The 18,807-nt window shown below is 72.6% G+C and carries 12 protein-coding genes; 4 read left to right on the forward strand and 8 right to left on the reverse strand.

Features of this window, described 5'->3' with window-relative positions; all coding sequences use genetic code 11:
• Positions 1-11: 11 nt before the first annotated feature.
• Positions 12-1,247: a D-alanyl-D-alanine carboxypeptidase family protein gene (locus ACWDAK_RS00580; protein ID WP_344638098.1), complete on the forward strand. Its 1,236-nt coding sequence runs from the start codon at positions 12-14 to the stop codon at positions 1,245-1,247.
• A 44-nt stretch (positions 1,248-1,291) separates the two neighbouring features.
• On the opposite strand, the gene ACWDAK_RS00585 is transcribed toward ACWDAK_RS00580, so the two are convergent.
• From ACWDAK_RS00585 to ACWDAK_RS00605, 5 genes are all read right to left on the reverse strand, one after another.
• Positions 1,292-2,149 carry a class I SAM-dependent methyltransferase gene (locus ACWDAK_RS00585; RefSeq protein ID WP_344638099.1) on the reverse strand — a complete coding sequence of 286 codons (858 nt, stop codon included), beginning with the start codon at positions 2,147-2,149 and terminating at the stop codon, positions 1,292-1,294.
• A 35-nt stretch (positions 2,150-2,184) separates the two neighbouring features.
• Positions 2,185-3,096, reverse strand: a complete 912-nt coding sequence (locus ACWDAK_RS00590) for a YihY/virulence factor BrkB family protein (protein WP_344638100.1) — start codon at positions 3,094-3,096, stop codon at positions 2,185-2,187.
• A gap of 134 nt (positions 3,097-3,230) precedes the next feature.
• Positions 3,231-4,970, reverse strand: a complete 1,740-nt coding sequence (locus ACWDAK_RS00595) for a hypothetical protein (protein ID WP_427392834.1) — start codon at positions 4,968-4,970, stop codon at positions 3,231-3,233.
• 185 nt (positions 4,971-5,155) lie between these two features.
• The gene (locus ACWDAK_RS00600; RefSeq protein WP_427392833.1) at positions 5,156-7,150 is read right to left on the reverse strand and encodes a hypothetical protein; all 1,995 of its coding nucleotides are present in this window, start codon (positions 7,148-7,150) and stop codon (positions 5,156-5,158) included.
• Between the two features lie 273 nt (positions 7,151-7,423).
• Entirely contained in the window at positions 7,424-8,440 is a 1,017-nt protein-coding gene (locus ACWDAK_RS00605; protein ID WP_425557709.1) for a glycosyltransferase family 2 protein, read from the reverse strand.
• Positions 8,441-8,755: 315 nt separating this feature from the next.
• Here ACWDAK_RS00605 and ACWDAK_RS00610 point away from each other — a divergent pair, with 315 nt between their 5' ends.
• From ACWDAK_RS00610 to ACWDAK_RS00620, 3 genes are all read left to right on the forward strand, one after another.
• A complete protein-coding gene (locus ACWDAK_RS00610; RefSeq protein WP_344638103.1) occupies positions 8,756-9,424 on the forward strand; it encodes a class I SAM-dependent methyltransferase in 669 nt (222 codons plus the stop codon).
• A 132-nt stretch (positions 9,425-9,556) separates the two neighbouring features.
• Positions 9,557-13,144: a bifunctional glycosyltransferase/CDP-glycerol:glycerophosphate glycerophosphotransferase gene (locus tag ACWDAK_RS00615; RefSeq protein ID WP_427392832.1), complete on the forward strand. Its 3,588-nt coding sequence runs from the start codon at positions 9,557-9,559 to the stop codon at positions 13,142-13,144.
• Positions 13,145-13,408: 264 nt separating this feature from the next.
• On the forward strand, positions 13,409-15,796 hold the full coding sequence (locus tag ACWDAK_RS00620) for a CDP-glycerol glycerophosphotransferase family protein (protein WP_427392831.1): 2,388 nt from the start codon (positions 13,409-13,411) through the stop codon (positions 15,794-15,796).
• A gap of 27 nt (positions 15,797-15,823) precedes the next feature.
• Here the strand turns inward: ACWDAK_RS00620 and ACWDAK_RS00625 are convergent, their stop codons facing one another.
• Genes ACWDAK_RS00625 through ACWDAK_RS00635 form a run of 3 tightly spaced genes read right to left on the reverse strand, consistent with a single transcriptional unit; the run spans position 15,824 to position 18,770 of the window.
• A complete protein-coding gene (locus ACWDAK_RS00625) occupies positions 15,824-16,381 on the reverse strand; it encodes a 2'-5' RNA ligase family protein (protein ID WP_344638106.1) in 558 nt (185 codons plus the stop codon).
• A 7-nt stretch (positions 16,382-16,388) separates the two neighbouring features.
• Entirely contained in the window at positions 16,389-17,426 is a 1,038-nt protein-coding gene (gene trpS, locus ACWDAK_RS00630) for a tryptophan--tRNA ligase (RefSeq protein WP_344638107.1), read from the reverse strand.
• A gap of 30 nt (positions 17,427-17,456) precedes the next feature.
• Positions 17,457-18,770 carry a hemolysin family protein gene (locus ACWDAK_RS00635; protein WP_344638108.1) on the reverse strand — a complete coding sequence of 438 codons (1,314 nt, stop codon included), beginning with the start codon at positions 18,768-18,770 and terminating at the stop codon, positions 17,457-17,459.
• Positions 18,771-18,807 lie beyond the last annotated feature (37 nt).

An 18,807-nucleotide genomic window follows, 5' to 3' on the forward strand; every position in this document is an offset into this window, starting at 1 on the left:
ACGTTCACTTCGTGCGATCAGCCTGTCACCTTGCGTACCGCTGCGCGGCGGTCGCCGCCGCCGTCTCACTCTGCGCCGCCGCGGCGGCCCCCCTCGAGGAGCAACCGCCACCGGGCCTGTCGAAGATCGGCGGCGCCCGGCTCGCCCTGGCCGGCGTCCAGGTCTCCCCCAAGGCCGGGGCGCCGGCCCTTCCGGGGGGTCTGACCGGCCGTGCCTGGCTGGTGGCGGACGCCGTGAGCGGCGAGGTGCTGGCGGCCCAGAACGCCCATGTGCGACTGCCCCCGGCCAGCACGCTGAAGATGCTGTTCGCGGACACCGTGCTGCCCAGGTTCCCTCGCGATCAAGTGCACAAGGTCGCCCACGGGGAGCTGGCCAGCCTCGGCGCGGGCAGCAGCCTGGTCGGGGTGAAGGAGGACCTCGACTACCGGGTCGAGGACCTGTGGCGCGGCGTCTTCCTGAGCTCGGGCAATGACGCGGTGCACGTGCTCGCCCACATGAACGGCGGGATCGACAAGACCGTCGCCCAGATGCAGGCCAGGGCGGACGCGATGGGCGCCCATGACACCCATGTGGTCTCCCCCGACGGCTACGACGCGGAGGGCCAGCTCTCCTCGGCGTACGACCTGACGCTGTTCGCCAGGGTCGGACTGCGCAACACGGACTTCCGCTCGTACTGTTCGACAAAGCAGGCCACCTTCCCCGGCGCCTACGACAAGACCACCGGCCAGCGCGCCAGCTACGGCATCGCCAACACCGACCGGCTGCTCGGCCACTACCCCGGCCTGATCGGCGTCAAGAACGGCTACACCACCAACGCCGGCTCCACCTTCGTCGGCGCCGCCGAGCGCGACGGCCGGACCCTGCTGGTCGCGGTGATGCACCCCGAGACGTACATGAAGGTGTACGAGGAGACGGCGGCGCTGCTCGACTGGGGTTTCGCGGCCGAGGGCAAGGTCGCTCCGGTGGGGCAGCTGGTGGACGAGCCCGCCGGGAAGGCGGAGAGCCCGGGCAGCCGGGGGGCGCACGGCGCGGCGGGGAGGACCCGGACCGTCCAGGCCGCACGGGACGAGGTGGACGCCGGCGGCTGGATCGCCGCCGGGCTGTGCGGGGCGGCCGGGGCGGCCGCGCTGTGCGGGCTGCTGGTGCGGCGCCGTCGGGCCCGGGCCAGGGCTCTGCGGGCCGTGGCGGGGCCCGGGTCCGACGGCTCGGAACAGCCGGTGGGTGCGACCCCGGGGTCGCACGACTGACCGGGCGAACGGTCCGGGGCACGGGGCTGCCGGGGCAGACCGGCTTAGCCCTGGAGGCGGTGCCGGGCCCGGCGCAGAGCCCGGGTGGCGATCGGCGGGAGGACGTCGAGGGCGAGGCGGCGGGGAGTGGAGCGGCCGACCGGCCCGGGGGCGGGCTTGGCGGGATCCTCCCAGGCGAGGCGGTGGAGGGTCCGGCCGGCGATGGTCTCCTCGTCCATGCGGAAGCCCTCGCCGCGCCAGTCGCGGACGCACAGCTCCCGCTTGAGGGCTTCGGCGTCGCCCCAGGTGCCGTAGAACTTCTCGGGCGTCAGGCAGACCGGCTGCAGCCCGTGATCGAAGACGGCCTCCCAGACCGCGGCCGCCACCCCGGGGGTGTGCTCGGAGCGGTAGTCGTCCAGGGCGATCAGGCCGTCCGGGCCGAGGGCCGCTCGGGCCACCTGGATGTCGCCGGCGACGTGCTCGTACAGGTGCGAGGCGTCCACGTGGACGAAGCGGCAGCTCCCGGCGGGGATGCGCCCGTCGGCGAGGGCCGAGGTCGGGGCCTGGACCACGGTCGGCAGTTTCGGGTGGAAGGCCAGGTAGTTGGCCTCGAAGGCGCGGCGGGTCAGCGAATCCCGGTACGACATGGCCATTTCGGCGGAGTTGTCGTCGTCGGGCGCGTCGGAGTCGAAGAGGTCGCAGACGGTGAGGCTCTCGCCGGGCTGGAGGTGTTCGCCGAGCAGGATCGCGCTGCGGCCGAGGTAGGTGCCGAGCTCCAGGATGTCGCCCCCGGTGCCGGCAGCGGTCTGACGCTCCAGCATCCAGCCGAACACCTCCTGGTCGGCCTTCCAGAACCACCCCGGCACGTCGTCCGGAGTACGGGGCGCGGGGGCGGAAACGGGGGCGGTGTCAGCGCTGGTCAATGAGTGCCTCCAGGGAGGGTAGGCGGGGGGGAGGGTCAGTCCCGGGTGGCGGCCAAGGCGGTTCTGGCCTGTTCGGCGGCGCGTTCACGAGCGGCTTCGGGGTCGTCCAGGGCGGTCCAGGAGACGCAGTACATCAGTAGCCGGGAAACGAAGTTGATCCAGAGCAGCAGGGCGATCGGAACGGCGAAAGCCCCGTAGACGCTCCGGCCCGCCACCTTACTGAGGTACGAGGCGAGCGCAACCTTCAGTACCTCGAAACCCACCGCGCCGATCAGCGCGCCGGACAGTACGGCTCGCCGGCGCTGCCCGCCGATCCTGGGGAACGGGCTCAGCAGGTAGGCGAACAGCACCAGGTCGGCGGCGACCGCGATCAGGAAACCGACGACGGCCAGCAGATAGCGGCCGGGGCCGCTCTGGGACAGGCCGAGCCACCCGGCGAGGCGCTGGGCCAGCGTGCTGCCGACGGCGGAGGCGACCATCGAGACGGCACAGACCAAACCGAGGCCCACCAGGACCACGCAGTCCCAGACCTTTCGCAGGATGAAGTTGCCGCCCTCCTCGGGGAGTTGCCAGATGTCACGGATCGATCCGCGCATGGTGTTCACCCAGCCGAGGCCGGAGAGCAGCAGCACCGCGGCGCTGACCACGCCGATGGTCCCGGCGTTGGCGGCCACCTCGTTCAGGTCGAGCGAGTTGGAGATCCCGGGCAGCTGCTTGGCGATGTCGCCCTGCAACTGCTGCACGCGCGCGTGCGAGAGCGTCCCGACGGCGACCGCCATAGCCACCGTGAGCAGCGGGAAGAGCGCGAGGAAGCCGAAGAAGGTGACGGCCCCGGCGAGACGGTTGCTCTTGAGGGCGGTGAAGTGCTCGTACACGCGGTAGGGGCGGCTGCGCAGCACTCGGGCCACCACCGGGCCGATCAACGGCAGTCGGGTCAGAAAGTCCATCGGCGCACTCCCGCCTGGCAGGGCAGTCGACAGGGACAGCGGACGGTAGGGGTGGATACGCGGAGCAGAGCCCTGTATATCCCGGCCGGCCGACGGGGTGGCAACGGCGCTCCGCGGACGGGCCGTTGCGGGCCTCAGCCGGGCCGGTCGGTGAACGGCGCGGTGCCTCCGCAGTAGGCCGGCCAGTCCTTGGCCTCGACGTTGCCGCACCAGAGCCGGGTGTTCCTGCTGTCCTGCGGCCGCCAGTCCGGATGCGGTGCGGCGCAGGTGTGGCCGGGAGCGTACGACGGGCAGCTGCCGTCGGCCCGTTGCAGCAGGTGCGCACGGTAGGCGTCGATGCCCATGGTGTCGGTCTGCGGGCCCTGCGGCATGTACCGGTTGGCGGACCAGGACGCGGCCATCGCCCCGAACACGGCGAGCGAGCAGAGCGAGCCCGCCGCCAGGCGCCGGCCGAGGAAGCGCGGGAGCTTCACCCGCCGCTCGGCGGTCAGCCGCAGCCAGGCACCGCGGGCCCCGCCGGCGAGCAGCATGGCCGAGAGCACGGTGAGGGCGATCAGCGCGTACAGGATCAGCCAGGTGGTGCGCGGGTAGAGCATGACGGCCTGGTCGCGCTCCATGTGCCCGGCGAACCAGAAGCGCAGCAGCCAGGCACCGACCAGGCAGCCGACGGCGGCGATCACCGGGGGCCGGCGCAGGCCGAGGGCCAGGGCGAGGCCGGTGCCGGTCAGCACGAGCAGCGCGAAGGTGGTCTGTCCGGCGAGTTCCCCGGGCGGCGGCCACGCCCAGGCGGCGGGCCATCCGGAGCGGTCGGAGCGCCAGCCGAGGACGTACGCCGGGTCGATGTAGACGTCGAAGTAGGCGTAGCGGTCCACGGTGTCGGCGCCGTGCTCGGCGAGCTTGACCAGCAGCGGCGAGCCGACCGCGGCGGCGGTGGCCGCGGCGGCGCCGAGCAGGCCGGCCGCCCTGGCCAGGGCGGCGGAGCCCTGACGCCACGGTACGAGCAGCAGGACGGCCACCAGGACACCGGGGGCGGACCAGACGAACCAGCCCGAGTAGCACAGGAAGAGCAGACCGAGGACGGCGCCGAGGGCCGCGCCGCGCAGCGCAGCGGTGCGGACGGACATCCGCGGCGCGTGGGCGAGTTCGGTGAGCAGGCGGCCGATCAGCGGCAGCAGCACCACCATCACCAGGTGGCTGTACGGCCGGATGGGGTCGAGGAAGAGGACGGCTGCGGGCAGCGCGACGGCCAGTGCCCAGGCGGGGCGGAGCAGGGTGCGCCAGGCGAGGTAGCACAGCGGGCCGAGGACGGCGCTGAGCAGCAGCTGGAGGTCCTTGAGGGCGTAGCCGACGTGGCCGCCGCGCAGGTACCGGGCCCATTCGGCGAGCAGCACGATGAAACCGGGCGGGTAGACGTCGGGCAGCCCCTCGCCGCGCAGGAAGGACGCGGCGTAGCCCAGCAGGGTGCCCGGGTCGCCGTCCTGGCCGCCGAGGCCCCAGGGGGTGCCGCGCAGGGCGACGGCGATGCCGCCCGCGACGATGCCGGTGCCGAGCCCCGCGACGACGGCGCAGCCGAGGCGCAGCACCAGCTGCCAGCGGTGGCCCCGGGCTCGGTGGGCGGCCCACAGGACGGCGGTCAACAGCGGGACGGCCAGCACGGCCGCCCGGAACTGCAGCACCGCCAGACCGCTGACCTGGCCGACCCTGATCAGCGGGTTCACCTGGATGTTGCGGGACCAGAGCATGAAGCCGACGGCGACGGCGAGGGCGGTGGCCGCCTCCGCCGCGGCGGGCAGCCGGCGGGCCGGTGCACCGGGCGTGGCCGGCCGCGGGCCGGGTGGGGCGAGGTGCGGTTCTTCGGTTGCCTCGGTGGCCACATCGGGCATGCTGCTTCGCTTCCGTCGGGGAGGGGGCGCGTAGTGCGGGTACCCGGTCGCACCGTCGGGGGGCGCCGCGCGGCGCTCCGGCACTGCCTTCGGCGTAACGAGGTGTCACCCGGATGGGGCATCGATTTGTGATCCGATTAGCCCGAATGGGGCACCCGGGGTCGCTCACCGACGTTTCAGCGGACGATCGGACCGATCAGCGGGCGGCCGTCGCCGGTGTAGCGGACCAGGACGACCTCCAGGCGGCCGGCACGGCCCGGCCCGGCGAGCCGCGCGGTGGCGGCCGCCAGGGCGGGGTCGTCGAGGTAGACCCGCAGCGGGGCCGGGGAGCGGTCGGCGAATTGGACGATCTCCTGCGGGGTGCGGCGCCAGCGGCCCCAGATCCAGGCCCGCCAGGAGCGGCCGTTGTCGCGGGCGAGCACCCCGAGCCAGAGGTTGCCCTCGTAGAAGCGCGGGTCCTCGCCCTGCCTCGGCTCGGTGAGCAGCACGCCGATCCCGGGGTCGGGCACCGGGCGGGTGACGTGGACCGCGGTGACCAGGGAGGCGCTGAACGGGGCCGCCCGGTCCCCGTGCAGATAGCCGGCGAACCGGCTGGTCTGCCAGCCGCTGGTCCCGTCGTCGGTCTGGGAGTTGAGCACCAGCGCGGCCAGCACCACGAGGGCGGCGGCCCCCGCCCGGACGGCCCGCGCCGGGTTGCCGGCCGCCGTGCGGCCGCGCCCGGGCGGGCCGAACAGCGGGAGGGCGGCGGCACCGAGCGCGATCAGGCCGACCACGACCAGCTGGTGCAGCAGCTTCTCGTAGTAGTACTCGGTGTGCCCGGTGCTGGCGAGCTGGTACTGGCGCAGGGCGACGACCAGCCCGGCCACCGTGGTCACGGCGCAGAGCGCGGCGCGCCGGACGGCGTTGCGCCGGGCCGCCGCGGTGAGCAGCCCGAGGACGGCCGCCGCGAGCAGCGGCAGCAGCAGGTGCCGCACCACCGGCAGCGCGCCGCCCGGCATCGCCAGCACGGCGGGCGAGTTGGCTTGCCGCCAGTTGGCCAGGACGGGCAGTGCGGCGGCCGTGCCGGTGAGGGCGGCAGCGGCGGCCAGGGCGGCCCGGCGTACCGGCCGCAGGCGGCGGCGGTGCACCACCGCCCAGATCAGCAGCAGCGGGACGGCGGTGACCAGCAGCAGGTAGTACGAGAAGGAGATCCCGACGGTCAGCGCACCCAGCAGCAGCAGCTGTTCGCCGGGGCGGGCGAGCGGACGCAGCACCAGCGCGGTGAGCAGCGCGAACAGGGTGAGGCCGAAGATCTCGCTCTCGAAACCCGAGAGCAGCAGCCCGGTCGCCTCGTCCAGCACCAGGTAGCCGCCGGTCAGCGCGCACAGCAGCAGTACCGCCCAGCCGCCGAACGCCGGCCCCGCTGCCCGGCAGGCCGCCCAGAGCACGGCGGCCACGCAGGCCGCCAGCACCGTCCCGGTGAGCAGGGTGAAGGTGCCGAGGGAGGTGAGCGCGGGCGGTGCTCCGGTGCCGCCGCGCACGAAGCCGGTGAGCGCGGCCAGCACCAGGTGGCTGCCCTGCGGGTAGCTCTGGAAGCCGTCCTGCAGGGCGACGGCGGCCTGCTCGCGGTGGAAGACCAGGTAGCCGCCGAACCTGAGCACGGCGTCGTAGAGCGCGAAGTGCCGGGCCAGGTCCTCGCCGTGGAACAGGACGGCCAGGCGGCCGGTGGCGTCCTCGCCGAGCAGCGGGCGCAGGCAGCACCAACCGGCGGCGGCGAAGGCGAGCAGCAGCAGGCGGTCGGTGAGCGGGAGGGCGAGTCGGGGCGGCGGCCCGGGGCGGGTCAGCGCGAGGGCGGCCAGCGGCAGGGCGGTGGCCTCGGCGAGGGCGACCGGGTGCAGGCCCCACGGCCAGAGCGAGGCGAGGACGCCGAGCAGGCAGCCCCAGCCGGTCAGCAGGCCGGCGGACAGGACCAGCCGGTCGAGCGTCGTGAGGCGGGAGCGGAACCGGGCCGCGGTGGCGCACCAGAGCAGGGCGAGGGTGAGCGGGTCGACGCGGAGCAGGTGGAGCACCGGCGGGGCGAGGAGCAGTACGGCCGCGGGGACCAGTCCGGGCGCCACCGGCCTGAGGGGACGGGTGAGGCGGGGCACCGCGCCCTTGGAGTCCTCGGGGGCCTGGGTCGCCGCGTCGGGCATGGTGATCCGCTTCCGTCGGTCGTCGAGGCCGGGGCAGAAGCGGCGGCGCTCAGCCGGCGGGCGGGCCCCGGCGCACCGAGGTTGGCACAGTCCGCAGCTCCCCTCCGCCACTTCCGGTCCCCCGCCCGCGACGACCACCCGCATGGGCGACGCCCCGCGCCGGTCACCGTCGCTGCGGGGTGCGGGCGAGCGCGCGAGGGAATGCGCGTACGTCCGGCCGGGCCGCCGGGTCCGTGCTCCGCACGGCTCCCCCAGTCCCGGGGCGGGCGTGCGTCAGAAGATGCGCCGGGCGGCGAGGGTGGCGGCGTGGCGGGTGCGGGCCAGGGCGCGGATGGTCTGGTAGGCCAGGTAGCGACCCTGGCTGAGGAGCTCGGTCCGGACGCTGCCGGTGCCCGGGGTCGGGTGGTAGTCGGCGGGCCGCAGGCGGGCGCAGTGGCGGGCGGCCCGGCGGAAGTACTCGCGGCGGTCGCCCGGGGGGATCCGGCCGGGCTTGCTGACCACGGTGTTGAGGTGGTGCAGCATCCGGCCGTAGACCACGGGCCGCCAGTGGGCGAGGTCCTCCCGGCGGTCGAGGAAGGCGAAGACTCGGTCGTACTGGTCGAAGACGTCGAAGTGCTTGCGGGACGCGGTGGCGAGTATGTTGCCCCCGCTCTCGCGCTGGCGGTAGTGGACGCCGACCTGGTCGAGCACGGTGATCGAGCGGGCGGCGAGCAGGGCCGGGAAGGTCCAGGGGGTGTCCTCGTAGTAGCCGGCCGGGAAGGTCAGGCCCTGCTCGTCGATGTAACTGCGGCGGTACGCCTTGTTCCAGACCACCATCAGCAGTTCCAGCAGGTCGGGCCGGTCGTCGAGGGTGAAGACCTCGGGCCCCGGGCGGGCGAAGACGGGGGCGGAGCTGCTGCGCACCACGCGGCCGTCCCAGTAGGTCCGGGCGTAGTCGTAGACCAGGATCTCGGGGTCCGCGCAGGCCTTCAGGCGTTCCTCGACGGCCTCGAGCAGGCCTGGCGTGAGGGTGTCGTCACTGTCGAGGAAGATCACGTAGTCGCCGGCGGCGGCCTCCAGGCCGGCGTTGCGGGCGCGGCCGAGTCCGACGTTCTCCGCCAGGTGCAGTACCCGGATGCGCTCATCGCACTCGGCGGCCCCGTCCAGGATGGCGCCGCTCCCGTCGGGCGAGTGGTCGTCGACCGCGATCAGCTCGAAGTCCGCGAAGGACTGGCTGAGCACCGAGTCGAGACATTCGGTCAGGTACTCCTCGACCTGGTAGACCGGGACGATCACGCTGAAACGGGGCATTGGACTCTTTCCCACGGGGACACGAGGGCCGCCGGAGATCACCGGGCCGCCGACGACGCAGGCCAGGTTTGGCCTGGGGAGACCGGAAACGGAACAGCCCGGTTATGGGCATGATCCGTACCCCCGGCGGCCACGACCGACTCTCCCACCAAGCGCGTAACGAATTGGCGCAATCTCGGTTACCAGCGTCGTACCTTCGGGTGAATCACACGGGCGACAACTTCGCCACCCCTCTACTCTCCGTCACAACTCGATCTCCTATCAACCCTGCCGCACCCGGAACCGACCGGCCGGCACCCCGGAGAGGCCACCGCCATGTCCGAAACCCACGAACCGCCGCAGCCCTCCTCCTCCGCACCGGGCGCCTGCGCCCCCGGCCGCAGCGGCACCGGGGAGGCGACTGCCGGCGCCTCGTACACCGAGCGGCTGGTCACCCTGGAGCGGTCGGGGTTCAAGCGACTGCTGCCCACCCAGGCCCCCTACCGCTGGAACCTGCGGCGGCTGCGGCTCGGGCGGGTGCTGGACGTCGGCTGCGGGGTCGGCCGGAACCTGCAGCACTGCGCGGCGGGCAGCGTCGGCGTGGACCACAACGAGACCTCGGTGGCCACCGCCCGGGCGCGGGGTCTGGAGGCCTACACCGCGGCCGAGTTCGAGAGCGACGCGGGCCTCGCCCGGCCGGGCGCCTTCGACAGCATGCTGGTCGCGCACGTGCTGGAGCACCTGGACGAGGCCACCGGTGCGGAGCTGCTGAAGAGCTACCTTCCGAGTGTCCGCCCGGGCGGGCGGGTGGTACTGATCACTCCGCAGCCGGCCGGGTACCGCTCGGACCCGACGCACGTCCGCTTCGTCGACTTCGGTGGCCTGCGCGGGCACGCCGAGAACGCGGGGCTGGCCGTGCTGCACAGCTACTCCTTCCCGCTACCGGAGGCCGTGGGGCGGGTGTTCAAATACAACGAGTACGTACTGGTGGCCCGCCTCCCCTGAGCTGCGACCGCGCCCGGTCGCGGCTATTCGGTCACTTTCGGGCGGTACTATCCGCCCGTGTGCCGGCTCCGGACCGCCCATGGTCGGCCCGAGACCGGTCGCCAAGCCCCCGATGAAAGGCCCGCGCAGCCGATGGCCCCCCGCCTCTCCGTCGTCGTCCCGATCTACAACGTCGAGCGCTATCTGGAGGAGTGTCTGGACTCGATCGCGGCACAGACGTATCCCGACTTCGAGTGCGTCATGGTGGATGACGGCTCCAAGGACGGCAGCGCGGCCATCGCCGAGGCGTACGCCGCCAAGGACGCGCGGTTCCGGCTGGTGCGGCAGGAGAACAAGGGCCTGGGCGCGGCCCGCAACACCGGCTACCGGCACATCGCCGAGGGCACCGAGTTCCTGGCCTTCGTGGACAGCGACGACACCCTGCCGCCCAGCGCGTACGAGCTGATGATCGGCACCCTGAACGAGACCGGCTCGGACTTCGCCACCGGCAACGTGCTGCGCTTCCGCGCGATCGGGTACTACCAGTCGGGGGGGCACCGCAAGCCGTTCAAGGAGACCAGGCTGCGGACCCACATCACCGAGATCCCCTCGCTGGTGACCGACCGCACCGCGTGGAACAAGGTCTACCGCCGCTCGTTCTTCGACACCGCCGGTGTGCTCTACCCCGAGGGCATCCTGTACGAGGACGCGCCGGTCAGCGTGCCGCACCACTACCTCGCCCGCAGCGTGGACGTGCTCTCCGAGCCGATCTACCACTGGCGCGAGCGCGAGGTCGGCGAGATGTCGATCACGCAGATGCGGACCAACCCCAAGGGCCTGATCGACCGGGTGAAGTCGATGGAGCTGGTCCGCGCCTGGCTGCTGGAGCAGCAGGACCCCAAGTACCGCCGCTACCTGCGCTCCTACGACGAGAACAACCTGGTCGAGGAGATCCCGATGTTCTTCTCCTCGGTGCTGGAGGGGGACCAGGACTACCGCGACGCCTACCGGGAGTGCGTCAGCCGGCTGCTGCGCGCGATCGGCCCCGAGCAGGTCCGCAAGCTGCGCGCACCGTTGCGGCTCAAGTACCACCTGACCCTGCAGGGGCGGATGGACGAGCTCGTCGAGCAGTTGCGCTTCGAGAAGGACAGCAACGGAGCCGCCCCGGCGCGCGGTCTGCTCCGCCCGTACGCCGACTACCCGTTCCTGCGCGGCGGCCGCAAGAGCGTGCCGACCGACGTGCTGCGGCTGGACAACGCGCTGGTGATGCGCAGCCGGCTGTACGACTCCGCCTGGGAGGACGGCAAGCTGCGGATCACCGGGCACGCCTTCCCCGAGCACCTCGGTGCCGAGCACAAGCACGACATGGTCAAGGTGCTGGTGCTGCGCGAGGCCAAGGGGCACCGGGTGCTGGCCGTGCAGACCAGGGCGATGTACAGCCCGGAGGCCACCGCCAGCTCCCCGCACGACCTCTACAGCTGCGACTGGGCCGGCTTCACCGCGGTGATCGACCCGGGGCGCCTCAAGAGCCGGGGCCGTTGGAAGGACGGCTCCTGGCGGGTGCTGATCGCCGGTTTCGGCAAGGGCGGCGTCTACAAGGGCCGGATCTCCGGCGGCTGGAGCGACACCGCAGAGTACCCGCCGGTGCACTGGGTCGAGGACGACGTCCGGATCGTGCCCTGGCTCAAGGACAACCACGTCTACCTGCGGGTCGAGCAGGTCCGGGCCCGTGCGGTGCAGGTGGACTCGGCCGGCGGCGAGGTGCACCTGGCCGGCTCGGTGCGCTCCGGTGCCGACCTGGCCGGCGCCGAACTGCGGCTCAAGCACGTCGAGTCGGACCGGGAGCTGCTCTTCCCGCTGAAGCTCGGCACGCCCGCCGGGCGGACCGTACCGTTCACCGCGAACTTCCCGATCGCCGAGCTGACCGCCGTCCGCGAGGCCTGGGACGCGCTCGACCCGTCCTCCGCCGACCGGATGCGCGACCGCTGGGACACCGAACTGCGGATGGCCGACGGCTCCACCGTGCCGATGGTGATAGACGACCGCCGGGCGCCGGCCCAGCTGAACGTGCCGATCGACCACCGGTCGGCCGGGGCGGCTTCCGGCACCGCGCGCGGCGGTCGGCGGGCGCTCTACTCCAAGCCCTCCCCCAGCGGGTACCTCCAGTTCTGCGACCAGGTGCTGCAGCCGGTCGTCGAGGAGGTCACGGCCGCCCGGGACGACGACGGCTTCCTGCTCAGCGGCAGCTTCCCGCTGCCGGGCACGCACCGGTACGAGCTGGTGATCCGGCACAACTGGCAGGAGGAGGAGCACAGTTACCCGGTGGAGATCGCCGAGGGCCGGTTCCGGGCCGCGCTGCCCGCCGTGCCCACCGCCTCCTTCGCCGGACAGGTACCGCTGCGCCGGGGCACCTGGGAGGTCTTCTTCCGGCCGGCCGGCGCCGCCGCCGACGGCGCCTGGCCGCAGGTGGTGCTGGCGCCGTCCTGCCACGGCTCGCTGCCGCTGGAGGTGGAGGCCAGGGGCAAGCGGATCGCCCTGGAGCGCCGCCGCCACGACATCCTCTCTCTGGAGGCGCACGCCGACCTGCTGCCGGAGGAGCGCAGCGGCTACCGGCAGCGGCAACTGCGCCATGAGTTCGCCGAGTTCCAGCGCCGTCCGCTGACCGACACGGTGCTCTACCTCGCCTCCAGGACCGGGCGGTACGGCGGCTCGCCGCGCGCCGTGCACGAGGAACTGGTCCGCCGCGGCGAGAAGCTGCGTCACCTGTGGACCGCGGACGACCGGCAGGCCGACCTGCCGCGGACCGCGGAGTCGATCCGGTGGGAGTCCACCGAGTGGTTCGAGGCGCTGGCCACCGCCAAGTACGTGGTGACCGGCGACCATCTGCCCGAGTTCTTCGAGCGCCGCCCGGGCCAGGTGGTGCTGCAGACCTGGCACGGCACCCCGCTGAAGCGGATCGGCCACGACTTCGAGAAGGTCTGGTTCACCGACGCCCAGTACCTGCGGCACCTGGAGCACGAGGTACCGCAGTGGAGTCTGCTGGTCGCGGCCAACCGCTGGTCGGCGCCGGTGCTGCGGCGGGCCTTCCGCTACCAGGGCGAGATCCTGGAGAGCGGCTACCCGCGCAACGACCTGCTGTTCGCCTCGGACCGGGAGAAGACCGCCGAGCGGGTGCGCGAGCGGCTCGGCCTGCCCGAGGGCAGGAAGGTGGTGCTGTACGCGCCGACCTTCCGCGAGGACCGGCGCCGCCCGCAGGGCGGCTACCAGCTGGACCTGCGGCTCGACCTGGCCGCCGCGCAGGCCGCCCTCGGCGAGGACCAGGTGCTGCTGGTCCGCGGCCACGAGGTGATGTGCGGCCAGATCCCGGGCGCCGGCAACGGCTACCTCTGGGACGTCGGCACCTACCCCGACATGGCCGAACTGCTGCTGATCGCCGACGTGCTGGTCACCGACTACTCCTCGGCGATGTTCGACTTCGCCAACACCGGCCGCCCGATGCTCTTCTTCACCCATGACCTCGCCCACTACCGGGACAACCTGCGCGGCTTCAGCTTCGACTTCGAGGCCGAGGCCCCGGGGCCGCTGCTCGCCACCTCCGGCCAACTCATCGACGCCCTGGGCCGGGTGGACGCACTCGCCGCCGAACACGCCGACAGGTACGCCGCGTTCCGCGAACGCTACTGCGACCTGGACGACGGCCAGGCCTCGGCCCGAGTGGTGGATGCCCTGCTGGAGAACTGAGCCGAAAAATCAAAAATAAAAACTGAACATAATGGCGGCCGGGCAGCTTTCCGAAAGCCCGGCCGCCACATTTCCGCTGTCAATTTGAAAATTGACCCGCCCGTCGGCCGTGGTGTGAGATAACGGGATATCAGCAGGGCTCTCGACTCCCGCAGCGCGAAGGGCATTGAGGTGCCTCGACCTTCCTTTGCCAGATCCCTCGTATTCTCCGTCCCGCTCCCCCGCCGGGCGGCGCTCACCGGCCCGGCCGATCCCGCCCCCCGGATGGGCATCCGCTCCGCCGCCTGGGTCGACGGACTGCTCGAACTGGTCGGCCACGCCCACGTCCCCGGACGCAGCGCCGACCGCCTCGGCACCGCCCGCACCCTGATCACCCTGCACCGCCCCGGCCGCCGCCGGCTCACCGTGCTGCGCACCACCCCCCGTTACCTCCCCGAGATCACCGACGAACTCGCCGAAGGAGGCCTCAACCTCGACTGGGCCGGGTTCGCGGTCCGGATCGATCCGGCGCTGCTGCGGCGCGGCGGTCACTGGGAGGACGGCGTCTGGCGGATCGGCGGCCTGCTGCTGGACGGGCTGCGCCCTTGGCCCGGCGACTTCACCGCCCACTGGTGCGGCTCGGGCGAGTACCCGCCCGCCGCCTGGGTGGCCGAGGGCGTACAGGCCATCCCGTACTTCCGGGGCGGCCAGCTGTGCCTACGGGTGGAGACCGCCCGCGCCCGGGTCAGCGCCACCCGCACCGTCGGGGACAGCATCGAACTGGCCTGTCTGAGCAGCCGACGGGCGGAGGGGGCGACCGTCCGGCTCAACCACCGCCAGTCCCCCGCCGTCATCGCGCTGCCCGTGCTGCCCGGTCCGGGCCGCAGCCTCACCGTCCGGATCCCGCTCGGCGCCTTCGAGCTCAGCGGCCGCCCCGAGCCCGACCCGGCCGAGACCGCGCACTGGGACCCGGTCCTGCACTACCCGGACGGCCGGACGGAGCCCCTGGTGCTCGACCACCCGTCGTGCGGCCTGGCCGCCCAGTTCGCGCTCCCCGCCCCCGGCCGCACCCTGCGCCTTAAGCACCTCGCCGACAGCCATCTACAGCTGTGCGAGCAGCGCTGCGTCCCGGTGGCGGACACCGTCGCCGCCATCCCCGAGGGCTTTCTGCTCACCGGCCACTTCCCGCAGCCCGGGGCGGGGCCGCACGAACTCGTGCTGCGCCACGGCGGCGGCCTGGACGAGCAGTCGATCGGCGTCGAACCGCTCGCGGGCGGCCGGTTCCAGGCCCGGCTGCCGATCACCGCCCCCACCTCGTACGGCGGTCGGCTACCGCTGCGCAAGGGCGTCTGGGACGTCCTGATCCGGCCCGCAGGCGACCCCGGGGGCGAGCAGCCGGTGGCGCTGGCCCCCGACGTGCTGCACGTGCTGCCGCTGGCGGCCGAGGCCCGGGGCAAGCGGGTCCTGCTGCAGCGGCGCTGGCACGACACCCTGATCGTGGACTCCACCCCCGTCCTGCCCGCCGCCGAGCGCAGCGCCCACCGCCAGCTCGGACTCCGCTCCCAGAGCTACCCGGCGGCCAGGGTGGAACCGCTGCGCGAAGCCGTGCTGTACGACGTCTTCGGCGGGCGCGGGTACGCCGACTCCCCGCGCGCGGTCCACGCCGAACTGGCCCGGCGCGCCAGCGGGCTGCGCCACCTGTGGACGGTGGACGACGCGCAGGCCGAACTCCCCGACGGCGTCGAGGCGGTGACCGTCTGGAGCGCCGAGTGGTACGAGGCCCTGGCCACCTGCCGCTACCTGGTCGGAAACACCCACTTCCCCGAGTTCGTCCGGCGCCGGGACGGCCAGGTCCTGCTGCAGACCTGGCACGGCACCCCACTGAAACGGATCGCCCACGACGTCGCCACCGGCTGGCTGGACGGCGACGGCTACCTGCGTCGCCTCGCCCAGGAGGTGCCGCAGTGGAGCCTGCTGCTGTCCCCCAACTCCTTCAGCACCCCGATCCTGCGCCGGGCCTTCCGCTACGACGGCGAGATCCTGGAGAGCGGCTACCCGCGCAACGACCTGCTCGCCCACCCGGACGCCGCGCTGGCCGCGGCCGTGCGCCGGCGGCTGGGCATCCCGGAGGGCAGACGGGTCGTGCTGTATGCGCCCACCTGGCGCGAGGACGCCAGGAGCGGTGACGGCTACCGGCTGGACCTGCGGCTCGACCCTCAGGCGGCGCGCCGGGCGCTGGGGGCGGACCACGTCCTGCTGGTCCGGCCGCACTCGCACGTGCTCCAGCGGTGTCCCGGCCGCGGGGACGGCTTCCTGTACGACGTCGGCGACTACCCCGACACGGCCGAACTGCTGCTGATCGCCGACGTGCTGGTCACCGACTACTCCTCGGTGATGTTCGACTTCGCCAACACCGGCCGCCCGATGCTCTTCTTCACCCACGACCTCGCCCACTACCGGGACGACCTGCGCGGTTTCTACTTCGACTTCGAGGCCGAGGCGCCGGGCCCGCTGCTCGCCACCTCCGGCCAACTCATCGACGCCCTGGGCCGGGTGGACGCACTCGCCGACGAACACGCCGACAGGTACGCCGCGTTCCGCGAACGCTACTGCCACCTCGACGACGGCCGGGCCGCTGGGCGGGTCGTGGACGCCCTGCTGGAGCACCGCTAGCCGCACGGGTCCGGTGCCCCGGAAGTCTCACCCCTGGCCGAAGAGGTAGCCGCGCCAGGGCCGCCAGACCTCGTCCGCGTCGAAGCGGGACAGGCAGAACCCCAGCACGTCGAAGGCGGCGTGAAAGGTCCGGGCCTTCTCGTACGCCGCGTCGAGGACCTCGTCGGGAAGGCCGTGGGCGACCGTGACGTGCGGGTGGTACGGGAAGGCGAGCTCACGGGCGAGCGGCCCGGAGCGGACGGCGGCCTCCAGCACCCGGCACTCCTGGGCGCCCTCCTCCACCCGGATGAAGACCACCGGGGAGACCGGGCGGAAGGTGCCGCTGCCCTGGAGCAGCATCGGGAAGACGGCGTGTTCGGCGGCGACCGCGCTCAGGTGCTTCTCGATGTCGGGCAGCCGCTCGCACGGGACCTCGGTCGGCGGCAGCAGGGTGACATGGGTGGGTATCGAACGGGCGAGCGGGTCACCGTGGCCGTCGCGGGCGTCCTGGATAGCACTGCCGTACGGCTCCGGGACGGTTATGGACACACCGATGGTGACGGCCTCCGGGAGGTCGCCACCACCGGGAAGTGAGCGCGAGGGCATCAGCGCGTCAGCGCTTCGGCGCCAGGAAGCCGATGCGGTCGTAGACCGTCGCCAGGGTCTGCGAGGCGACCTCGCGGGCCTTCTCGGCGCCGAGGCCGAGCACCCGGTCCAGCTCGGCCGGGTCGTCCAGGTAGGTCTTGGTCCGGACCTGGAACGGGGTGACCCACTCGGTGAACAGCTCGGCCAGCTCGGTCTTCAGGGCGCCGTACATCTTGCCCTCGAAGTGCTCGACCAGCTGCTCGATCGACTGGCCGCTGAGCGCGGAGTGGATCCGCAGCAGGTTGGAGACGCCGGCCTTGTTCTCCTCGTCGTAGGAGACCACGGTGTCGGTGTCGGTGACGGCGCTCTTGAACTTCTTGGCGCTGACCTTGGGCTCGTCCAGCAGGTTGATCAGACCCTTGGGCGAGGCGGCCGACTTGCTCATCTTCGCGGTCGGGTCCTGGAGGTCCTGGATCTTCGCCGTCTCCTTGAGGATGTACGGCTCCGGCACCGTGAAGGTCGGGCTGTAGCGGGTGTTGAAGCGGTCGGCGAGGTCGCGGGTGAGCTCCAGGTGCTGGCGCTGGTCCTCGCCGACCGGGACGGCGTCCGCCTGGTAGAGCAGGACGTCCGCGACCATGAGGACCGGGTAGGTGAACAGGCCGACCGTGGTGCTCTCGGCGCCGTGCCGGGTGGACTTGTCCTTGAACTGGGTCATCCGGGAGGCCTCGCCGAAGCCGGTGAGGCAGTTCATCACCCAGGCGAGCTGCGCGTGCTCGGGCACGTGCGACTGGACGAAGAGGGTGCAGTGCTCCGGGTCCAGGCCGGCGCCGAGCAGCTGCGCGGCGGAGATCCGGGTGTTCTGGCGCAGCGCCTCCGGGTCCTGCGACACGGTGATCGCGTGCAGGTCGACCACCATGTAGAAGGCGTCGTTCTCCCTCTGCAGGTCGACCCATTGGCGCACTGCGCCCAGGTAGTTGCCCAGGTGGAAGGAGCCTGAGGTGGGCTGGATGCCGGAGAGCACCCGGGGACGGTCCTTCACCGGACCGGTGACCGCTGCGTTGACCATGTGGGCCATTGTTCCAGCTCCACCTCCCGGTCAGGAAACGTCTGCGCCTGGAGGGTCGGACAGTGTGACCGCACTCACCTTGATGCGTTCGATCCGGCGGCCGTCGAGCTTGGCCACGGTTAGCCGCACCCCGTCCTCGGTGACGGTCTGGTCGCCCGCCTTCGGCAGCCGTCCGAGCGCGCTCACCAGGTAGCCCGCCACGGTCTCGTACGGGCCCTCGGGGAGGGTGACGCCGGTCTCCTCGGCGAAGTCAGCGAGGTTGAGCAGGCCGTCCAGCTCCATGCCGCCGCCGTCCAGCCGGCGGGTGGCGGTGGTGTCCTGGGCGTCGTACTCGTCGCGGATCTCGCCGATCACCTCCTCGACCAGGTCCTCCAGGGTGACGATCCCGGCGGTGCCGCCGTACTCGTCCACCACGATGGCCAGGTGGTGGCCCTCGCGACGCATCTCGCTCATCGCCTCCAGCACCCGCTTGGTGGCGGGCAGCAACTTGACCGGGCGGGCGATGTCGCGGATCCGCACCGCCTGACCGCCCTTGGCGCCGTACAGGTCGCGGACGTGCACGAAGCCGACCACGGCGTCGTACGAGCCCTCGACCACCGGGTAGCGGGAGTGCGGGGCGGAGGCGGCCTCCTCGCGGACCTCGGTGAGCACCCGGTCGGCGTCCAGGAAGGTGACCTCGGTGCGCGGCACCATCACCTCGCGCAGCTGGCGTTCCCCGGCGGCGAACACGTCGGCGATCAACGCCCGCTCGTCACTGCCGAGTTCGGTGTTGGCGGCGACCAGTCCGCGCAGTTCCTCCGAACTCATGCTGCCGCGCCCGGCCTTCGGATCGCTGCCGAGCAGCCGGACCATGAGGTTGGTGGAGTGCCCGAGCAGCCAGATCACCGGGCGCAGCGCCACGGACATCACGTCGACCACCGGTGCGGCCAGCACCGCGATGGAGTCGGCACGTTGCAGGCCGATCCGCTTGGGGGTCAACTCGCCCAGCACCAGCGAGACATAGCTGATCACCAGGGTCAGCCCGACCAGCGCCACGGCGTCCGCGATTCCCGGGGCCAGGCCCAGCCGGGCGATGTAGGGGGCGGCCTTGCCGGCCAGCGTGTCCGCGCCGAAGGCGGCGGACAGGAAGCCCATGCAGGTGACCCCGACCTGGACGGCGGCCAGGAACCTGTTGGGGTCGGCGGCGAGGTGTGCGGCCCGGACGGCGCCCCTGGTGCCGCGCGCCTCCAGCTCGCGGATCTGGCCCTCGCGCAGCGAGATCAGTGAGATCTCGGCGACGTTGAACAGGCCGCCCAGCATGATGAAGACCAGGACGAGGGCAGCGTCCTGCAGGGTTTCGCTCACATCGGTTCAGTCTACGGCCGCGGCCGGGCGCCTCCCG

The organism is Kitasatospora sp. NPDC001175 (assembly GCF_053598215.1).

Excerpts from the sequence above, each read along its gene's own strand:
- ACWDAK_RS00600 (WP_427392833.1), bottom strand. The coding sequence starts at position 7,150 with ATGCCCGACGCGGCGACCCAGGCCCCCGAGGACTCCAAGGGCGCGGTG.
- ACWDAK_RS00625 (WP_344638106.1), bottom strand. The coding sequence starts at position 16,381 with ATGCCCTCGCGCTCACTTCCCGGTGGTGGCGACCTCCCGGAGGCCGTC.
- ACWDAK_RS00605 (WP_425557709.1), bottom strand. The coding sequence starts at position 8,440 with ATGCCCCGTTTCAGCGTGATCGTCCCGGTCTACCAGGTCGAGGAGTAC.
- ACWDAK_RS00620 (WP_427392831.1), top strand. The coding sequence starts at position 13,409 with ATGGGCATCCGCTCCGCCGCCTGGGTCGACGGACTGCTCGAACTGGTC.
- ACWDAK_RS00610 (WP_344638103.1), top strand. The coding sequence starts at position 8,756 with ATGTCCGAAACCCACGAACCGCCGCAGCCCTCCTCCTCCGCACCGGGC.
- trpS (WP_344638107.1), bottom strand. The coding sequence starts at position 17,426 with ATGGTCAACGCAGCGGTCACCGGTCCGGTGAAGGACCGTCCCCGGGTG.
- ACWDAK_RS00590 (WP_344638100.1), bottom strand. The coding sequence starts at position 3,096 with ATGGACTTTCTGACCCGACTGCCGTTGATCGGCCCGGTGGTGGCCCGA.
- ACWDAK_RS00615 (WP_427392832.1), top strand. The coding sequence starts at position 9,557 with ATGGCCCCCCGCCTCTCCGTCGTCGTCCCGATCTACAACGTCGAGCGC.